The 17086-nt window shown below is 61.0% G+C and carries 16 protein-coding genes; 6 read left to right on the top strand and 10 right to left on the bottom strand.

The genetic code is table 11. The features are described 5' to 3' along the window. Window positions 1–15 precede the first annotated feature (15 nt). The 7 genes from RL_RS32255 to RL_RS32290 form a co-directional block, all read right to left on the bottom strand. Window positions 16–1491 (bottom strand): hypothetical protein, encoded by a 1476-nt coding sequence (locus tag RL_RS32255; protein ID WP_011655227.1) that lies wholly within the window; start codon window positions 1489–1491, stop codon window positions 16–18. Beyond that, window positions 1488–1919: a hypothetical protein gene (locus RL_RS32260; protein ID WP_011655228.1), complete on the bottom strand. Its 432-nt coding sequence runs from the start codon at window positions 1917–1919 to the stop codon at window positions 1488–1490. The genes RL_RS32255 and RL_RS32260 overlap by 4 nt, the downstream gene beginning before the upstream one ends. Continuing rightward, window positions 1916–3442 carry a hypothetical protein gene (locus tag RL_RS32265; protein WP_041936931.1) on the bottom strand — a complete coding sequence of 509 codons (1527 nt, stop codon included), beginning with the start codon at window positions 3440–3442 and terminating at the stop codon, window positions 1916–1918. Before RL_RS32265 ends, RL_RS32260 begins: the two co-directional genes overlap by 4 nt. A 35-nt stretch (window positions 3443–3477) precedes the next feature. Beyond that, window positions 3478–4863 (bottom strand): NADH:flavin oxidoreductase, encoded by a 1386-nt coding sequence (locus tag RL_RS32270; protein WP_011655230.1) that lies wholly within the window; start codon window positions 4861–4863, stop codon window positions 3478–3480. A gap of 423 nt (window positions 4864–5286) precedes the next feature. Beyond that, the gene (locus RL_RS32280) at window positions 5287–6387 is read right to left on the bottom strand and encodes a D-TA family PLP-dependent enzyme (protein WP_011655232.1); all 1101 of its coding nucleotides are present in this window, start codon (window positions 6385–6387) and stop codon (window positions 5287–5289) included. Further along, window positions 6388–7863 (bottom strand): M81 family metallopeptidase, encoded by a 1476-nt coding sequence (locus RL_RS32285; RefSeq protein WP_011655233.1) that lies wholly within the window; start codon window positions 7861–7863, stop codon window positions 6388–6390. A 30-nt stretch (window positions 7864–7893) separates the two neighbouring features. After that, on the bottom strand, window positions 7894–8376 hold the full coding sequence (locus RL_RS32290) for a hypothetical protein (protein WP_011655234.1): 483 nt from the start codon (window positions 8374–8376) through the stop codon (window positions 7894–7896). Window positions 8377–8487: 111 nt separating this feature from the next. Between RL_RS32290 and RL_RS32295 the strand changes: the two genes are divergently transcribed. From RL_RS32295 to RL_RS32315, 5 genes are all read left to right on the top strand, one after another. Then, complete coding sequence (locus tag RL_RS32295; RefSeq protein WP_003553181.1) at window positions 8488–8877, top strand: RidA family protein; 390 nt, start codon at window positions 8488–8490, stop codon at window positions 8875–8877. A 21-nt stretch (window positions 8878–8898) separates the two neighbouring features. Further along, window positions 8899–9762: a MurR/RpiR family transcriptional regulator gene (locus RL_RS32300; RefSeq protein ID WP_011655235.1), complete on the top strand. Its 864-nt coding sequence runs from the start codon at window positions 8899–8901 to the stop codon at window positions 9760–9762. A 26-nt stretch (window positions 9763–9788) separates the two neighbouring features. Further along, complete coding sequence (locus RL_RS32305; RefSeq protein ID WP_041936933.1) at window positions 9789–10565, top strand: SDR family oxidoreductase; 777 nt, start codon at window positions 9789–9791, stop codon at window positions 10563–10565. Continuing rightward, the gene (locus RL_RS32310; protein WP_334625700.1) at window positions 10453–11826 is read left to right on the top strand and encodes an MFS transporter; all 1374 of its coding nucleotides are present in this window, start codon (window positions 10453–10455) and stop codon (window positions 11824–11826) included. The genes RL_RS32305 and RL_RS32310 overlap by 113 nt, the downstream gene beginning before the upstream one ends. Before the next feature lie 84 nt (window positions 11827–11910). Further along, the gene (locus RL_RS32315) at window positions 11911–13113 is read left to right on the top strand and encodes an ROK family transcriptional regulator (RefSeq protein ID WP_011655238.1); all 1203 of its coding nucleotides are present in this window, start codon (window positions 11911–11913) and stop codon (window positions 13111–13113) included. On the opposite strand, the gene RL_RS32320 is transcribed toward RL_RS32315, so the two are convergent. Further along, on the bottom strand, window positions 13110–14027 hold the full coding sequence (locus tag RL_RS32320; RefSeq protein WP_011655239.1) for a DMT family transporter: 918 nt from the start codon (window positions 14025–14027) through the stop codon (window positions 13110–13112). The genes RL_RS32315 and RL_RS32320 overlap by 4 nt on opposite strands. Window positions 14028–14322: 295 nt before the next feature. Between RL_RS32320 and RL_RS32325 the strand changes: the two genes are divergently transcribed. After that, window positions 14323–15063: a helix-turn-helix domain-containing protein gene (locus RL_RS32325; RefSeq protein WP_011655240.1), complete on the top strand. Its 741-nt coding sequence runs from the start codon at window positions 14323–14325 to the stop codon at window positions 15061–15063. 103 nt (window positions 15064–15166) lie between these two features. On the opposite strand, the gene RL_RS32330 is transcribed toward RL_RS32325, so the two are convergent. Both RL_RS32330 and RL_RS32335 read right to left on the bottom strand, forming a co-directional pair. Then, a complete protein-coding gene (locus RL_RS32330; protein ID WP_011655241.1) occupies window positions 15167–16168 on the bottom strand; it encodes an NADP-dependent oxidoreductase in 1002 nt (333 codons plus the stop codon). Between the two features lie 50 nt (window positions 16169–16218). Continuing rightward, on the bottom strand, window positions 16219–17034 hold the full coding sequence (locus tag RL_RS32335; protein ID WP_011655242.1) for an oxidoreductase: 816 nt from the start codon (window positions 17032–17034) through the stop codon (window positions 16219–16221). Window positions 17035–17086: the final 52 nt, after the last annotated feature.

Genomic DNA, 17086 nt, shown 5'->3' on the forward strand with positions numbered 1-17086 from the left:
GATCCCTCCTGATGGTCAAAGTGTCTTGAGATACGAAAGCAGCTGCTCCTTCGCCTCCGGCGGCAAATCCGTGCCCCAGAGATGACCGCCATTGCCATTGCCCGGCCGGCTTGTGTCGTAAAGCGTGCCGTACCGTTCCCCCGGCGTATCCGGCATGCTTACGAAGCCTGCATTCTCGGCATCCACGAGATCGTAGCCGCGGTAGAACTGCCCCGGCCGCTCGGCTGGCGGAAGAAGCAAGGCCCGCAATGTCGGGACGCTGCCGTTATGCAGGTAAGGACCGCGCAGCCACAGGCCCCCGAGGCCTGTCGCGACATAGCCTTCGGTCTTCTGGAAGTTGGTAAAACTCCAAGCGTAACTCGGCTCGTAGGCGGCGTAGCGGTCGCGGGCCGCGGGCGTCCACATGTCGAGGCGATGGCGGTCGGTGCCGAGCTCGACGATCGAGATCGGCGTCCGGTAACGGGGCCCTTTGGCGTCATGGCAGACGGCGCATTGCGCGATATAGATCCCACGGCCGGCGTCGACCGCCGCCGCATCGACATGATAGGGATCGCCTGCCGGCCTGAGAGGAGAAAACGGCGAGGGCGGCGGCCCCTGCAGGCGGATGAAATCCATAATGCGGCGAAGGCCCTCTTCGCTTCCCCCATAAGATTTGTAGGTCATCCCGTCGCCGATCGCACCCGAGACCACCGTCTCGTAGAGATCGGTCTGCAATCCGTCCCAGTGGAGCGAGAAGCGGCGCGTATTGGTGGTGGCGAGACCGGCAAGCGACCACAGGGGCATCATGTCGGAATTGCCGATCGTGTGGTCGTCGGCAAGACGGAGGTTCTGGAACTTGACCGGGTTGAAGGGATCGATCCGGCCCGGGCCCCAATCCGGCCGGTCCTTCATCCAGGCGAAGCGCCCCCCCTGCTCCTGGAGGGCCGCCCGGGTCGCCGGCACCAGCACGAAGCGATAGAGCGCCCATTCCCAGACCGGCATGTCGTAGATCTTGCCGATCTCCGCCATCACCCGGTCGGCGGTAAACCGCGGATCGGCGCCGACATCGATGAGGAAACGGATATAGGCCTGCGGATTGACCCTCGTTCCCGGGCCTGCTTCGACCAGCCGCGCCGGCTCGTCGGCACGCAGCCGGTAGCTGCCCTGGTGGCAGAAGGCGCAGTTCGGCGCGACGCGCCCTATGACGCCGAGCGTCTTGACCGAGAGGCCGACAGGAACCTCGTCGCCGGCGCGCCAGTAGAGGCCGAAGGCGCCGTAGCCGTCCGCGTTTGCCGGCAGATGTTCGGGAAAGAGCTGCGGCAGGACCCGCCAGATCCAGTAGGGAATTCCCTGAACCTCTTCATTGCCGATCGAACCGTGGTTGAACACTTCAGCCAGATCGTTCGTCTTCGGCTGGGCGACCGGCCGGAAAAGCAGGAAGAACAACGCGAAAGCGCCGACGACGAGCAGCACCAGAACGGCTAAAAGCCATTTCCAGAAGACGCGCCTCATGCCTGTCTCCCTTCGGCGATATTCTGTTCGAGCCGCAGGATGCGCAGGAGACAGAAAAGCGTCGCAATGCCGACCGACCCGTCGAGGAAGACACCGGCGAGGTAGCCGAGCGGCTGGTCGAAGACGAAGACGGCGAGAAAGAAGAATACCGTGCCGAGCGTGCGGGAGGGAAAGACCGCAAGCCAGGCGAAAACGCGGTAGCGGTCGATATCGAGCGTCGCCGGAATGTAGAAGATCGATAGGATCCCGAGCAGCAGGCCTGCAAATCTCGGCCAGATCAGCTGGTTCACGCTAATGCCGAAGAGGCCGAGGATCCACTCCGGACAGAAGATGAGCGGCAGGACGAAGGCGAAGTTCAGCAGGATGCCGATCCAGACGAGGATTGCATGCCGTGCCTTCCATTTGCTGAGCGATCGCGACTGGGTCATAGCGTCTTCATATATTCGACGAGGGCGTCTTTTGCCGCGTCCGGCAGGTCCGTGCCGTAGCGATATCCTTCATGGCCGGCATTGCCGTTGCCGGGCCGCGCCGTGTCGTAGCGAAAGAGATCGCCGCCGGCAGACTGGTCCGACCGATAACCCACCCTGGCGAGATCGAACTCGTCGCTGCCGCGGAACCAGACAGGCGGCCGCTTGGCGCTCGACTCGAGCAGATCGCGCAGGGTCGGCACCGAGCCATTGTGCAGATAGGGTGAGCGCGCCCAGATGCCGTCGAGCGGGTGATTGGCATAGCCGTCGGTCTTGTGGAAGCGGCTGAAGCGCCAGGGATAGCCGGCATAGAGCAGGTTCTGCTCGGCGGCGAAATTTTCCGTATAAGAGGTCCAGCGTCCCGCATCAGTGCCGATATCGGCGAGTGGAACCGTCTTGCCGAGGCGCGTGAAACGCTGCCTGTCGTAGCTGTAGCCGTTCGCATCCTTGAAGCCGTGGCAATCGGCGCAATAGTGCATGAACAGCGTCTTGCCCTCTGCCGCCTTCGCCTGATCGATCTTGGCGGCGACGGGGAACGGCGGCGAAGGCAGATCCCACATCCAGTCCTCGATACGCGCGATCGATGCCCGGTCGACCGTCACGGGCGTGACGCCGGCGCCAAGTGCGGCGCTCAGGTTTCGTTCGGCCACGGAATCATTGTTGCCGTCCCAATGGAGGTTCATGCCCTCGCGCGGGCGCTGGCGCCAGATGGCGGGGTAGTCGGAAGAGCCGTTCAGCGCCGCGCCGCTGATATGCGCCTCGTCCATCGGAAAGTTGAACTGTAGCGCCTTATAGGGATTGAACGTATCCACGCGGCCCGGCCCCCATTCCTCCTGCCGCTTGACGAAATCGAGTTGGGTGCCGAGATCGAGGAAGGCGTTCTTGACCCTGGGAAAGACCACGTAGCGGTAGACCAGCCGCTCGAAGACATTGAGATCGCCGCCGACCTTGGGGCCGTCGATCGTCGCAATCAACGCATCCGCGGTAAAGCCGGGATCGCGGCCGACATCGATGAAGAAGCGAATGAATTCCTGCAGGCGCAGATTATTGGAAGGTGCGCCGGGGATGAGATGGCGAACCGGATCGCCGGGAAGATGATATGTGCCGACATGGCAGACGGAACAGTTGAGCCAGACCCGCTCGACGCCTGAGACCACGCGGCGCGACACCCCGATCGGAAGGTCGTCGCCGGGCTTTTCGTAGAGGAAGCCGAAACGGCTCCAGCCTTCCGGCCCGAGCTTGTCGGCATACATGACCGGCAAGGCCTTGAAGACCCAGTAGGGCGGTCCCGTCGCCGTCTCGCTGCCGATAGAGCCGTGCATGAAATGCTCGTTCTGGCCTTTGAAAGCGACGACATACTGGTTGACGAAAACCAGATAGTAGACGACTGCGAGCAACAGCAGCACGACGATCGCCAGCCACCAGCGGCGGTGGCGGGCGACTGCGATCTCGACGGGCGTTTTGCGGTCGTTGTCGCTGCTCATGAGTTCCACTCCGAATGCGCGGGCGATGGCGCGTCTCAATGGAAGGTCGGCGGCTCGAAAACCGACATGACCTGCTTGATCATCTTGTCGTAGCGATCCTCGAAGCTCGTTCCGTCAAATCGGCTGAGGTCATAACAGCCGAGCGGGTTTTCGAGATCGTTGAGCAGACACTTGTTGCAGTAGGTGCATTCCTTTTCCGGGCCGTTTGCCTTGGCGAGGATCTCCGGCAGATCGTTGTTGGCGATCAGCGGGCGGGCCATGGTGACGCCATCGCAGGCTTTCGAACGGATGGCCTCGGCGATCCTGTCGGCATGCTGGAAGCCGCCGGTACAGAGCACCTTGATATCGGGGTCGATCTTGCCGATCGCTTCGGAAACGGCGCGTGCATAATCGAGATTGATGCCCTCGATGACCTTGCCCCTGCGCCAGCGCCAGAGCGCCTGGAACGCGCGGGCCAGCAAAGGATTGGAAAAGATCGCATAGTTCATCGGCGCCCGCGTACCCTGCGAGAGCATGCCGTCATACCAGCGGTGAAGGTCGTTCAGCGGAAGGTCGCCGGCCGGATTGCGCGGATGCGGAAAGGTCGATCCGCTTGAAACATGAAAGGAATCGACACCCTTGCCGCCATCGAGCAGCATGGTGCAGATCTTGACGGTTTCGTCGAGCGTGTTGCCTTTCCTGATCCAGGGATAGAGCCAGTCATTGTGGTCGACGCCGTTGATCTTCATCTGCAGGTGAAAGTCGTGCCCGACCTCGCGCCGGATCGCCCTGACGATCTCGAGCACGAAACGCGCCCTGCCCTCCCAGCCGCCGCCATATTCGTCGGTCCGGTCGTTGATGCCGGAGCTCAGGAACTGTGTCAGCAGATAGCCGTTGGCGCCGTGAAGCTCGACACCGTCGAGCCCCGCCTCCCGCGCGCGCCGCGCCCCTTGTGCGAACTGTTCCACCACTTCGGTGATTTCGGGTTTCGTCATCGCCTGGGCGAGCAGCCCGTGGAAGTAATCGCTTTTGCTGGTCGAACTCAGGCCCTTGCTGAACAGGTTCTCGACGCCACCCATGTCCTGCTGGCGACCGGAATGGCTGAGCTGCATGATGAACCGACAGTCATGGGCATGGACGCGGCGGCCTACTTCCCGCCAAAAGGGGATTTTGTCGTCATCGTCGATCATCGCGTAACGCACGAGGATCCGGCCGCGCACTGAGACCGGCGTGAAGGAGGAAATGATGCAGCCAATGCCGCCGCGCGCGAATTTTTCCTCCCAGTTCAGCCGGGCGTTGCCGCCGTGACCATTATAATCATCGAACTGACCGGATATATTGGATCGAAAAAGACGGTTCTTCACCGTCAGCGATCGAAACTTCAGCTCATCGAAAATGAGCGCCGCATTGTCGGCGTGGATGTATTGACTGTCTGGATGCATGAAGGCTTATCCGGATGACGTGCCGAAGCAGCGGAAAGAGGAAGTAAAAGCCGAAATGCAATGCTAAAGTTATAACTTTCTAGTGTGTCGAACAATAATGCAATTTAATGTGGGTTGCAAACGAATTTCGAGAGCAGGACTCTACTCGGCAAACCCGCCACGGCTTCAATTTCCTCGAAGGCTTATTGCGGGACTCTTTGACCGGAAGATGCGAACTGAATGGACCGATAGAACGCAGCCGCTCTCAACTGTACTTTTGCAATTTTTTCCTTGTGCTGCCCGCCAGCGAATGCATGGGCATGGTACAGCAGCTGAAACTCGATAAAGAAATTGTATTTGACCACCGGTTCTGGTCAAAGTTTGAGACATACCTTCACGATATGCCCAATTGCTGCATCTAAGCCCCGCCGACCGGCTTTCTTCCTACCAGACGAGGCCGCGGGCCGCGACATCCTCGACGCGGGTGACGATGCCGCCCCGATGGAAGACCATCGTGTCGAACAGGTTGGAGACCACGCAGGTGTGGTTCGGGATGATGAAGAGCCTCTCGCCGATCTGCGGCCGGGGGCCGGTGCAACTCGACAGGTCGATCACGCCGTGTTCTTCCGAGAGGCTGCTGATCCGCGCCTCGGGATAACCGACCACCAGACCGTAATCGCTAAAACCCTGAAGATCCGATGTCAGAGCCTTCGACCCGGCATCGATGACGGCGCGGTCGGCGTTTGGCCGCGACACGACGGTCGCCAGCACATGCATGGCGCAATCGTCCTCGGTGCAATGGCCCATGCGCACCATCTGGCGATCATTGTAGATATAGGTGCCGGCGCGGTGTTCCGTGGCTGAGGTGACGAGATGCGCCTCGAACAGGCTTGGCGTTCCGCCATTGCTGACGATCGGGCAGCTTATGCCTTCCGAAGTCAGCTGTGCGAGCGTCTCTGTGATGAAGGCTTCCACGGCGGGGGCCGATTGCGGCTTCGGATAGGTCACGATGCCGCCGAAGGTGAGGCCGTCGGCAGCGGCGATACGCTTGGCGAGCGAGGCCGCCTCACCCGGTGTCTGCACGCCGCAGCGGCCGCCGCCTGTATCGCATTCGACCAGCACGTTCAGCGGCTTGTGGCCGGAGAAATGCGCCGCGAGCCCGTCGACCGTCACTTCGCTGTCGGCGACGACCTTGAGGGCCGAAATTCTCTCGTTCAACTTGGCCAGGCGCTCGAGCTTCTGCGGTCCGAGGATATTGAAGGTGATGAGGATATCCTCGAAGCCCGCTTCGGCAAAGACTTCGGCTTCCGTCACCTTCTGGCAATTGATGCCCTTGGCGCCCGCGGCAACCTGCGCGACGGCGAGAGCCGGGATCTTGTGCGTCTTGATATGCGGGCGGAAGTTCAGCCCGTGCCGGTCCATATAGGATTGAACGCGGTCTATGTTCGCCGCCAGCCTGTCTTCGTCGATCACAGGACGTGGCGTCGAGAGATCGGCGATCCTGTCGCCTGCCTTGGCGACGACGGCAAACCGGTTGTCATGCATCTAGGCGGCTCCGCGTTCTAGTCCGTGTGGATCGGCGACGATCGGCCATATGGTCTTCGGTGCCCGCCGATACGGCGTCGTCGCCGGATTATTGGGATAGGGCGTTCCGGCTGAGCAGTAAAGGATCTCTGCCGCGATCTTCGAGAAGGACGCGAAGAAGTGGTTGGTGGATTTGATCACCAGGATCTTCTGCCTGGCGGGGTCGATGCCCATCGCCGAAAAAAGGCTCGGGTCGAAGCTTTGAGCGCGCGTCGAGTTGAGGATGATGTCGATGCCGTCAAGCACGATATGTGCGGCATCGCCGAAAGGTGCGAGGCTCTCGCCAAACTGCATCTCGGCATTCTTCACCAGCTTGACGACCTTGACGGTGCCATCGACGGGATTGCCGGTGCCGGGCGCCGACTTGGCGCCGAAGCGCAGTGGAATTTCCGCCCCCTCGCCTGCCGCAAAACAGATCTGGACGGCCACCGGATCCCAGATGGTGCCGATCGCGGCACTCGTGACGCCGCGGGCGATCAGCTCTCCGAGAATGACCGTTGCATCCCCTGCCGTGCCGCCACCCGGATTATCCCAGACATCGGCGATAACGACCGGCCATGCGGTGGCGGCTATCGCGCGCGCGACGGCTTCCCTCTCGTCGATTTGCGGGACCATGAAGGTGCCGCGCTTCGAAAACAGCTCGAGGCCGAGTTCGCGCGCCAAAGCCGCGCCCTTTTCCGGCTTGTCGTCCGTCACGACAAGCAGCTTAGTTCCCATTTCGGGAACGTCGCCCACCATAAAACCGTGGATCACCGAGATCGACAGGACGTCCGGATCATCCTTCTCGATCTGCATGATCTTGTCGACGAAGGAACGCATGGGTTCGCGCGATGTCGGGAAGACGTCGATCATCTTGCAGTCGAACACCGACATATCAGGCTTGATCCGGCCCTCGAGCGTCTCGACCGCAATGCGCCAAAGGTCCTCGGCGCGGTCGACGAAGTCCGTATGCGGAAACTCTTTGAAATAGACGGCGAAATCGAGAGCGGCGACGCGTTTTGCGGTGAGATGGCTGTGCGGATCGAGTTCGGCGCAGATGAGGACATCAGGCCCGACGATCTCGCGGATGCGCGACAGAAGATCGCCTTCCGTATCCTCGTATCCGGCTGCCACCATGGCGCCGTGCAGGCCCATGACAACGGCGTCGACAGGCATTGCCGCGCTAAGTTGGCCGAGGATTTCGTCACGCAATTCCTCGTAGGTCGCCCGGTTGACGAGGCCTGCGGGGTCGGCCCAGGTGGCGGTTCCTTCGATCAGTTCCCAACCCTTTTCTCGGGTGACGCGCCTTCCGACTGTGATCGGCGCAGTGCAGAGCGTTGGTGTTTCGGGATGCTGGCCGGGCGGGGCATAAAGAGAGGCTTCGAATGCGCGACGATCCACGCAGATCGGGGAAAAGGTGTTGGTTTCCGTCGCCAATGCTGCCGTGAAAATGCGCAAGAAAGTGGCCTTCGTGTTGTCGGCCCCGCGTCAACCCATCGGGTTCGGCAGGTAGCCGGTGAAACCTGAGATTTTCCAGCGTCCTTGGTGAAGCCTGCAATAATAGAGCGTCTGCCATTGCATGACGTCTCGGGTGCCGTCAGGCTTGGAAATGCCGCCGTCGAATTTCTTGCGGACAAGCGCCATATCGCCTTCGATTTCGATATCTTCCAGCGTCGTCGTGGTGAAGATCGCCGTGCGCGCATCTTCTGCGAAACTCTGTTTGGCGAAATCCTTTGCCTGCCTCAGCCATTCCTCGCGATAGGCAGACAGCGTCGGAAATGCGAGACGCCACTTGTCGGGGCTGACTTCCTTGCGGCCATCGATGCCGATGAAGCCCTCTTCCACGAAGTCATGCTCGACCATCGACCAATCGGCAGCCAGAAAGGCATCGATATCGCGCGGAACGAGCATCTCCCAGATAGAATATCGGGCGCTGTCGGACGGGAATGGATTCTTGAAAGGATCGCGCATATTTGCCCTGGATTGAAATTCTTTTCATAAATCGCGTTTTTCACTGGTCAAATTCTGCTTTCTATGGTCACTTGTCAACTTATCAAGAAAATAATTTGCAAGGACTTCAGCATGCCGATCAAGCGCTATGGCACTGTTCAAACGGGCGCCGGCGGCAAGGCGCTGCCTTTCGCACGTGCGGTCGAAGCCGACGGATGGCTGTATGTTTCCGGGCAGGTTGCGATGGAAGATGGCGAAATCATCGACGGCAACATCATTGCCCAGACCCACAAGACGATCGCCAACGTCCTTTCGATCCTCGATGAGGCCGGATATGGCGTCGAGGACGTCGTGCGCGTCGGCGTCTGGCTCGATGATCCGCGCGATTTCTGGACCTTCAACAAAATCTATCAGGAGTATTTCGGCGAACATCCGCCGGCACGTGCCTGCGTGCAATCGTCGATGATGGTTGATTGCAAGGTTGAGATCGACTGCGTGGCCTATAAGAAGAAGGATAGATAGAGAACCATCGGGGGGACGGGCTTGGATATCTTTTCAACGCTGCAGGAAGACAAGGGTCGGCTCTCTCCCTCCGAGAGCCGCATCGCGGAGATCATCGTCAACGACTTCGAGTTTGCCGTGAATGCCTCGATCATCGAGCTGGCGGAACGGGCCGAGGTATCACCGCCGACCGTCACGCGCTTTTGCCGGCGGCTCGGTTGCGAGAGCTTTTCCGACTTCAAGGTGCAGCTTGCCCGCACCGCCCATATCGGCGTTCGTTATCTGAAGCCGGAATCGAAAAGCACCGATCCGGCCGATGTCGCCCAGGATATCATCACCAAGGCCCAGAACGCGCTCTTTCTCCTGCATCGGTCGCTCGATCTCGCTGCGATCGAAGCCGCCGTTTCGCATATCGCCAAGGCCGATATGATCTATGCGTTCGGGTCGGGCGGCAATTCGTCGATGATCGCCGACGAGCTCCAGAACCGGCTCTTCCGTCTCGGGCTTCGCATCACGGCAAGTTCCGACCACAGCATGCAGCTGATGATGGCTGCCGCGGCAAGGCCCGGCGATGTGTTGATCGGCTCTTCCTTCTCAGGGCGCAACATGGAGCTGGTGCGCGCCTTCGAACTTGCCCGCCAGACCAAGGTAAAGACGATCGCGCTCACCCAGACGGACAGCCCGGTTGCCAAGGCCGCCGAAATCGTCGTGCCGATCGACCTTCCCGAGGGGCACAATATCTATCGCCCGACCTCGACGCGCATCGCCTACATCGCGACGATCGATATCCTGTCGAGCCTGGTCGCCTACGCCGTTCAGCCGAAGGCGACGACCACGCTTCGGCGTATCAAGCAGCAGCTTGTCATTCACCGTGACGGCGACGACCGGCAATTGCTTGGAGATTGAAAGTTCATGAGCGGGAGCGACAGAAAATGACGCAGTCGATTGCCATCGTTACCGGTGCTGCAGGCGATATCGGCGCGGCGATCGCCGCACGGCTCGCCGATGACCATGACGTCGTGTTGCTCGCCGATATCGATGCCGCGGCTGCGGCTGCCGTGGCATTGAAGCTCGGACCGGACAATCGCTTCGTCGCCGTCCAATGTGATGTGACCAGCGAGACGAGCATTGCGGAATTGGCAAGACGCGCCGCCGACGTGGGCGCGGTTCGAACCCTGGTCAACAATGCGGGTGCTGCCCGCGCGACCAGCCTGCACGACACGACGCCCGAGATCTGGCGGGCGGACAATGCGCTTAATCTCGAAGCGGCATTCTTATGTTTCCGCGCATTCGAACCCATGCTGAAGGCCTCGAAGGGTTCCGTCGTCAACATCGCCTCCGTCAACGGCATGCATGTCTTCGGGCACCCGGCCTATAGCGCCGCCAAGGCCGGCCTTCTGCACTTCACCCGGCTGGTCGCCGTGGAATACGGCAAGTTCGGCATCCGGTCCAACGCCGTCGCACCCGGCACGGTGAAGACGCAGGCCTGGGAGATACGCGCGGCAGCCAATCCGAATGTTTTCGAGGAAGCACGCCGCTGGTATCCACTGCAGCGCGTCGTCGATCCGAAAGATGTCGCCAATGCCGTGGCCTTTCTTGCAGGTCCTCAGGCTGCGGCCATCACCGGCGTCTGCCTGCCTGTCGATTGCGGCCTCACGGCCGGCCAGGCCGAACTCGCACGGACCTTCTCACAATCGGAACATTACTGAAACCTGGAGGAAGACGAGAGGGGCAGGTTGTGAAGCCGGCTTACGTCTGATCGATGACCGCATGAGCCGCCTTTTCCCCGACGTCTTCCGCAATCCGGCGATCCGCGCCTGCATGATCGCCATTTTCACCTTCGGGATGGCGGGGGCGATGACCGCACCTTACCGTTCGATCATTGGCATCCGCGAATTGGGGCTGAGCGACGGCCTCTATTCCTTCCTGAGTTTCGTCTCAGCGGCGGTGAACGTCGTCATCAGCATTCTGCTCGGTAATCTCGCCGACCGGCTTGGCGAATACCGGTCGACGATGATCGGCGCCTGCGTCTTCGGCATCGTCGGCTACGGCATGGTCTACGCCTTTCCGACGGCCGCCGTCTTCGTCATCAGCGGCTTGCTGCCCCTGCCGATTTACGGGGCGCTGAACTCGCTGCTGTTTGCCAATGCGCGCGCGGCGATGCACGGCATGAGCCGAAGCGACATGGTGACGGCCAACTCCGGCGTGCGCGCCATGATCTCGCTGTCCTGGGTGCTGATCCCCGGCATCACCGGCCTGCTGCTGTCTGGCGCATCGAGCATGCTGCCCGCCTACCTCTTTGCCGCCATCTCATGTCTGCTCTGCCAGGGGATCATCGTCTTCGCCTTGCCGAGGCGGGCGGCAACGGAGATGGCAGCAGTTCATCACCTCACTTATCTCGGCGCGCTTCGCCAGGTGGTTTCGCCGCGGATCTCGGCGCATATTTGCGGGGTGGCGCTGATTACCAGCACGCTGCATCTCAATGACGCCCTTCTGCCGTTGATTGCCACCGGTGCCGCGCATGGCAGGCTGAGCGATGTCGGCATTCTGGTCGGCATCGTCGCATTGCTGGAGGTCGTCTTCATCATCATCTGGTCGCGGATTGCCCGGAAAACCGGCCAGATGACGGCGCTTGCCGCCGGCACCATCATCTACGCCGTGTTCCTCAGCCTTCTCGGCTTTGCCTCCGAGCCCTGGCACCTCTATGCGCTCACCTTGCTCGCAGGCATCGGAGCGGCCGCGATCATCAGCTTTCCGATCACCTATCTGCAGGATCTCATTGCCGACCGGCCGGGGCTCGGCAGCGCGCTCATCTCCGTCAATATTTTTGCCAGTGCCGGGATCGGCGCGCTGGTCTTTGCCGCCGGCACCTATGTGACGGGCTATTCGGGAACCGCGATCCTCAGCGCCGTCACCGGATTGTCCGGCATAACGCTCCTCGGTCTCCTGCAAAAACGCAGTGCCCATTGAGTAAGTAAGACGTTCCGAAGAATGGAGCTTTCATCGGTGTTCGTCTTGTGACAAGGGTGACGCACCATTTCCTTTGAAGGCGACATGAAGGCAATTTCCGGCACGAATCTCGAGCAGGCCAAGTCTCACAACCGGCGTGTGGTGATCGAGGCTGTCCGCACGAATGGTCCCTTGTCGCGCGCAGCGATCGCCCGGATGACGGCGCTGACCGCCCAGACCGTGTCCAATATCGTCGAGGAACTGGAGAGGTCGCACCTTCTCGTCCCGTCCGAGGCGCAGAAGCTGGCGCGCGGCCAGCCGATCATCCCTTACACCATCAATCCGCGCGGCGCCTATTCGATAGGCCTCGAACTTGGCCGCCAGCGCGCCAGCGGGGTCCTGACGGACCTCTCCGGCACCGTCTGCGCGCGCATCGAGCGGCATGTCGAACATCCGGACCCGCAACGGGCCATGCCGGCTCTCCAAGCAATAGTCGAGGATCTTCAGCAGGCCTTCGCATTCGACCGGAACAGGCTGCTCGGCGTCGGGATGGCCCTGCCCGGCCGCTATGCCGATGGCGGCACCACATCTCTCAGCCCGTTGAATCTGCCCGGCTGGCAGGGTTTTCCTGTCGGGCATGAGCTGGAACAGCGGGTAAAGGTGCCGGTGCTTGTCGAGAACGATGCGACGGCAGCAGCGATCGGCGAGCGTCTTCACGGTGTCGCCCGCGGTCTGGGCAGCTTCGTCTATCTGTTTCTCGCCGGCGGCGGTGGCATCGGCGCCGGAATGTTCCTCGACGGCCACCTCTACAAGGGCAGTCGCAACAATGCCGGCGAGATCGGGCATATCATCGTCGAACCGCATGGCAAGCTCTGCAGCTGTGGCAAGCGCGGCTGTTTGGATCGCTACCTCTCGCCGGCCGTTGCCTACGAATTCATGGGCATTGCCAATGCCGAGGAGCTGTTGCCCGACGATCTCGATGCGCTGATTGCCAAAGGCGGCAAAGGTCTCGACGCCTGGCTGGATCAGGCTGTCCAGCCGCTGCGGCAGACCGTCGATTTTCTGGAGCTTGCCTTCGATCCGCAGACTATCGTGCTCGGCGGCAGCATATCGACATCGCTGATGCTTCGGCTTGCAGAGCGGCTGGAGCCGCTGCACACCCCAATCGATCCCAACCAGAAGCGGACGGTACCTCGGGTGATGATCGGCATGACCGGCAAGGATACGGCAATCCTCGGCGCTGCCGCCCTGCCGATCTTTTCCGAAACCAATCCGCGCTTCGACGTCCTGCAAAAGCCGCTCGGCTAGCGCACCTCTGCGGGCAGCCTCGCATCTGAGCGCGGCGGGCGACGGGCTAGAGGTCGCGCAAAGATGACCACGTTGCCGAGAAGCGTCAGCGCCAGGCCGATCAAGCCTAGACCGCTCCAGTGATAGCCCTCGAAGACCGTCGACAACGACAGGGCGACGATCGGAAACAGGACGGTGGCATAGGCGGCGCGTGAGGAGCCGATGCGGGACACCAGCATGAGGTAGGTGGTGAAGCCGATCACCGATCCGATTGCCGCGAGATAGAGCATGGCGGCAAGATAGGTGATGTCAGGCGGTGCGACGATTGGCGTTTGCGTCACGGCAATCAGGAAGAGCAGGACGATCGCGCCATAAGTCATGCCCCAGGCATTGGCGGTCAGCGGTGAGATTCCGACCGCGCTGTTTCGACGCGATGCCATATTGCCCAGCGAGAAGAACAGCGTGCCAAGCGCTGCGAGCCCGATCCCTTTCAACGTGCCCATATCGAAATCGACGACAACGTCCTGTCCGAAAAGGAGCAGAAGCCCGGTTGCTCCGAGCGCCGCTGCGAGAAGCGTGCGGCCTGTAATGCGGTCGCCGAAGAAGAGGCGCGCATTGACGGCGTTGTAGATCGTTGCGAGCGAGAAGATCACGGAGATCAGCCCGGACGGAATAGAGGCGGCGGCGTTGTAGAAGCAGATGAAATTGAGGCTGAACAGGCAGAGCGCTTGCGCAAGGATGAAAGGTTGATCGCGCAAGGCAGGGAGCTTGAGCTGCCGCATGACAGCCAGGATGGCGGCGAGGATCACGGCTGCGACCGCAAATCTGTAAAAGACCGAGACCAGGACCGGCACGGGACCGACCTGCATCGCAATGGCGATCCAAGTCGTCCCCCATATGAGAACGGTCGCGATGAAGAGAGTGGCATTTGCCATGGAATGATCCTCGTTTTCCGGACCAATAGGCGAACCGTGAGCAGGTCTCTTGCAGATTCTTGCTATGAAATCGATTTGCCCGGACTTCCCTGCTCGCCATGCGGGCCGTCCACCGGTATTGTTCGCAAGGCGTGGCCTGGTGTGGTGTGGGGAAGAGTGTGGGGAAGAATTGGTGAAAGATAGCCGCCTTTCGGTTTTCAGGTTTTTGTCTGCATCTCCCAATGCGCGGATGACACAGTCCATCGATTTGGGTTTCGGGCGATCAGCTGCCATCTGGAGCAATGCACACGACAGGATGAGCTATGAGCGGCCGAACGGTCATACGTTCAGTCTTTATCTGAGAGGCGGCGCCGGAACGCGTCGTCTGGATGGCAGCCCCGCCGCGCGCGGCCGTGCGGGAGTCCTGTGCATCATGCCGCAGGGGCACTCGTCCGAATGGGAAATCACCGACTTCTTCGAATTCGTCCATCTCTATGTTCCCGACGATCAGATGCGCCGGATGTTTGCTGAGACGTTTGACCGCGATGCTCGGCTCATGGCTCTTCCCGAAGTAACCTTCGCAGATGCACCCGCCTTGGCGCACACGCTTCGGCAGATGACGAAAGCGATCGCGGCGGGCGGTCATCTGCTGGCTGAAGAAGCAATGACGCAGGCGATCAACGATTTCTTCGTTGATCCGCGTTATGGAGGAATGCGTCCCTGCGCGATCAGCGGCGGGCTCGCTCCTCATGTGCGGCGCCGGAGCCTGGAGTATATCGAGGCCCATCTCGGTGAGACAATCCGCCTGCAGGATCTGGCGGCGATCGGGCAGCTCAGCGCCTTTCATTTTCAGCGGATGTTCCGGGCAAGCTATGGTGTGTCCCCACATGGCTGGGTGGCTCACCGGCGTGTCGAGCGCGCCAAATCGATGTTATCAGGCATGGACCCGATCGCGCAGATCGCTTCGGCCTGCGGCTTCAGCAGCCAGAGCCACATGACACGGGCATTCAAGTTGGGCACCGGCGTCACACCCTCTGCCTATCGGCAACGACAGTGAAGCTCCGTCGCGCGGCCGCACTTCTCTTTTCAAAAACCAATCCGTGCTTCGACGACCTGCAAAAGCCGCTCGGCTAAACCGAGGCTCTTCGGCCTTCCAGACCTCACTTCACCGCGATGACGACCTTGCCCTTCGCGCGTCCCGTTTCCACATAGTCCAGCGCCTCGTTGGTCTTATCGAACGGGAAGGCCCGATCGATGACGGGGCGGATGGCGCCTGCCTCGATCAGCGAGGTGATCTTGCCGAGTTGCGCGCCGTTGGCCGTCATGAAGAGGAAGGAATAGCCGATCCCCCGGCGTTTCGATTTCCGCCGGATGCCGAAACTCAAGAAGCGAATGACCTGCTGCAGCAGCCAGCCGAAGCCGTTTTCCCTGGCGAAATCGGGATCGGGCGGACCCGATATCGAGATCAGCTTGCCGCCCGGCTTCAGGACGGCGAGCGATTTCTCCAGCGTCTCCTTGCCAAGGCTGTTCAGCACGACGTCATAGCCCTTCAGCACTTTTTCGAAATCGTCCTTCTTGTAATCGACCACCACGTCGGCGCCGAGGCTTTTCACCAGGTCGATATTTGCCGTGCTCACCGTCGCCGCCACATGGGCGCCGAGATGTTTGGCAAGCTGGATCGCGACGGTGCCGACGCCGCCGGAGCCCGCATGGATCAGCACCCGCTGCCCCTTCTGCAGCTTGGCGCGCTCGACCAGTGCCTGCCATGCGGTCAGCGCCACAAGCGGAATGGATGCGGCCTCTTCCATGCTGAGTTTGGCGGGTTTCAGCGCAACTTCGGCAGCGTCGATGGCGATATACTCGGCGAAGGTGCCGATGCGATCCTTGCCGGGACGCGCATAGACCGCGTCGCCGGGTTTGAATTGCCGGACATTGGCGCCGACCCGGACCACGACACCAGCGACGTCATTGCCGAGCACCAAGGGAAGCCGGTAAGGCAGGATCAGCTTGAACTCTCCGTCCCGGATCTTGGCATCCAGCGGGTTCACGCTGGCGGCATGGATCTCGACCATGACGTCATTCTCGCGCAGCTGCGGTTCAGGGCTCTGGCCGAGCCTGAGGGCGCCACCCTTCTTGTAGCGATCGATCAGGAATGCTTTCATGAGGGCGAGCTTTCGTTTTTGTGATGAGCCGATAATGCGGCAAGCCAGGATCAATCGGGAAGTTTGTTGAATTTCCGGAGGCTCTTGTCGACAAAGGACTCGGGCAGGAAGCGGCGGATGAAACGCACTTGTCCTGCTGCTTTCCCGGCCGTGTAGCGTCTCTTCGGCGATGGCGCATTGGCGGCCTTGACAACGGTTGCGGCGACCACCTCGGGCGCATCGCCTTTTGAAACGATCTCGCGCATCAGCTTCTCCGCATCGGCGCGCACTGCATCATAGACGGCAAGCGGCCGGTCGGGGCGCGTGATGTTCTCCTCGAAGGAAGTGCGGGTGACACCCGGTTCGACAAGCACGACGCGGATGCCCTGTGTGCGCACTTCATGGTCGAGGGATTCCGAATAGCCTTCGATCGCGTGTTTGGTCGCAGCGTAGAGCGCGTTGAAGGGCGCCGGGATAAGCCCGAGGATCGAGCTCAGGTTGATGATCCGGCCGCTACGCTGCCGTCGCATCACCGGCAGCACGGCATTGGTCATGCGCATCGTGCCGAAGACGTTGACGTCGAACACGGCTTTGGCCTGCGCCGTTGTCGATTCCTCGGCGCCGCCGAGCAGGCCGATCCCGGCATTGTTGACCAGCAGATCGATCCGTCCCGTGCGTTTCAGAACCTCGTCGACGACGCTCTGCACCGATTGATCGTCGATGACGTCGCAGACCAGCATGGTGATGCCGTCGGCGGTGTCGGCCATCGGCTTTCGGCTGGTGCCGAACACACGGTAACCATCGCGTAGCAAGGCCTTCGCCGTAACCAACCCGATGCCGGAGGAAGCCCCGGTGACCAGGGCAATGCCGCGTTCTTTCTTGCTCATTGGCGTCTGCCTTCGTTTTTGTCGTGGAATATGCAAGCGCATTCTGTTACTA

The sequence above is a fragment of the Rhizobium johnstonii 3841 genome, assembly GCF_000009265.1.
Classification (GTDB): domain Bacteria; phylum Pseudomonadota; class Alphaproteobacteria; order Rhizobiales; family Rhizobiaceae; genus Rhizobium; species Rhizobium acaciae.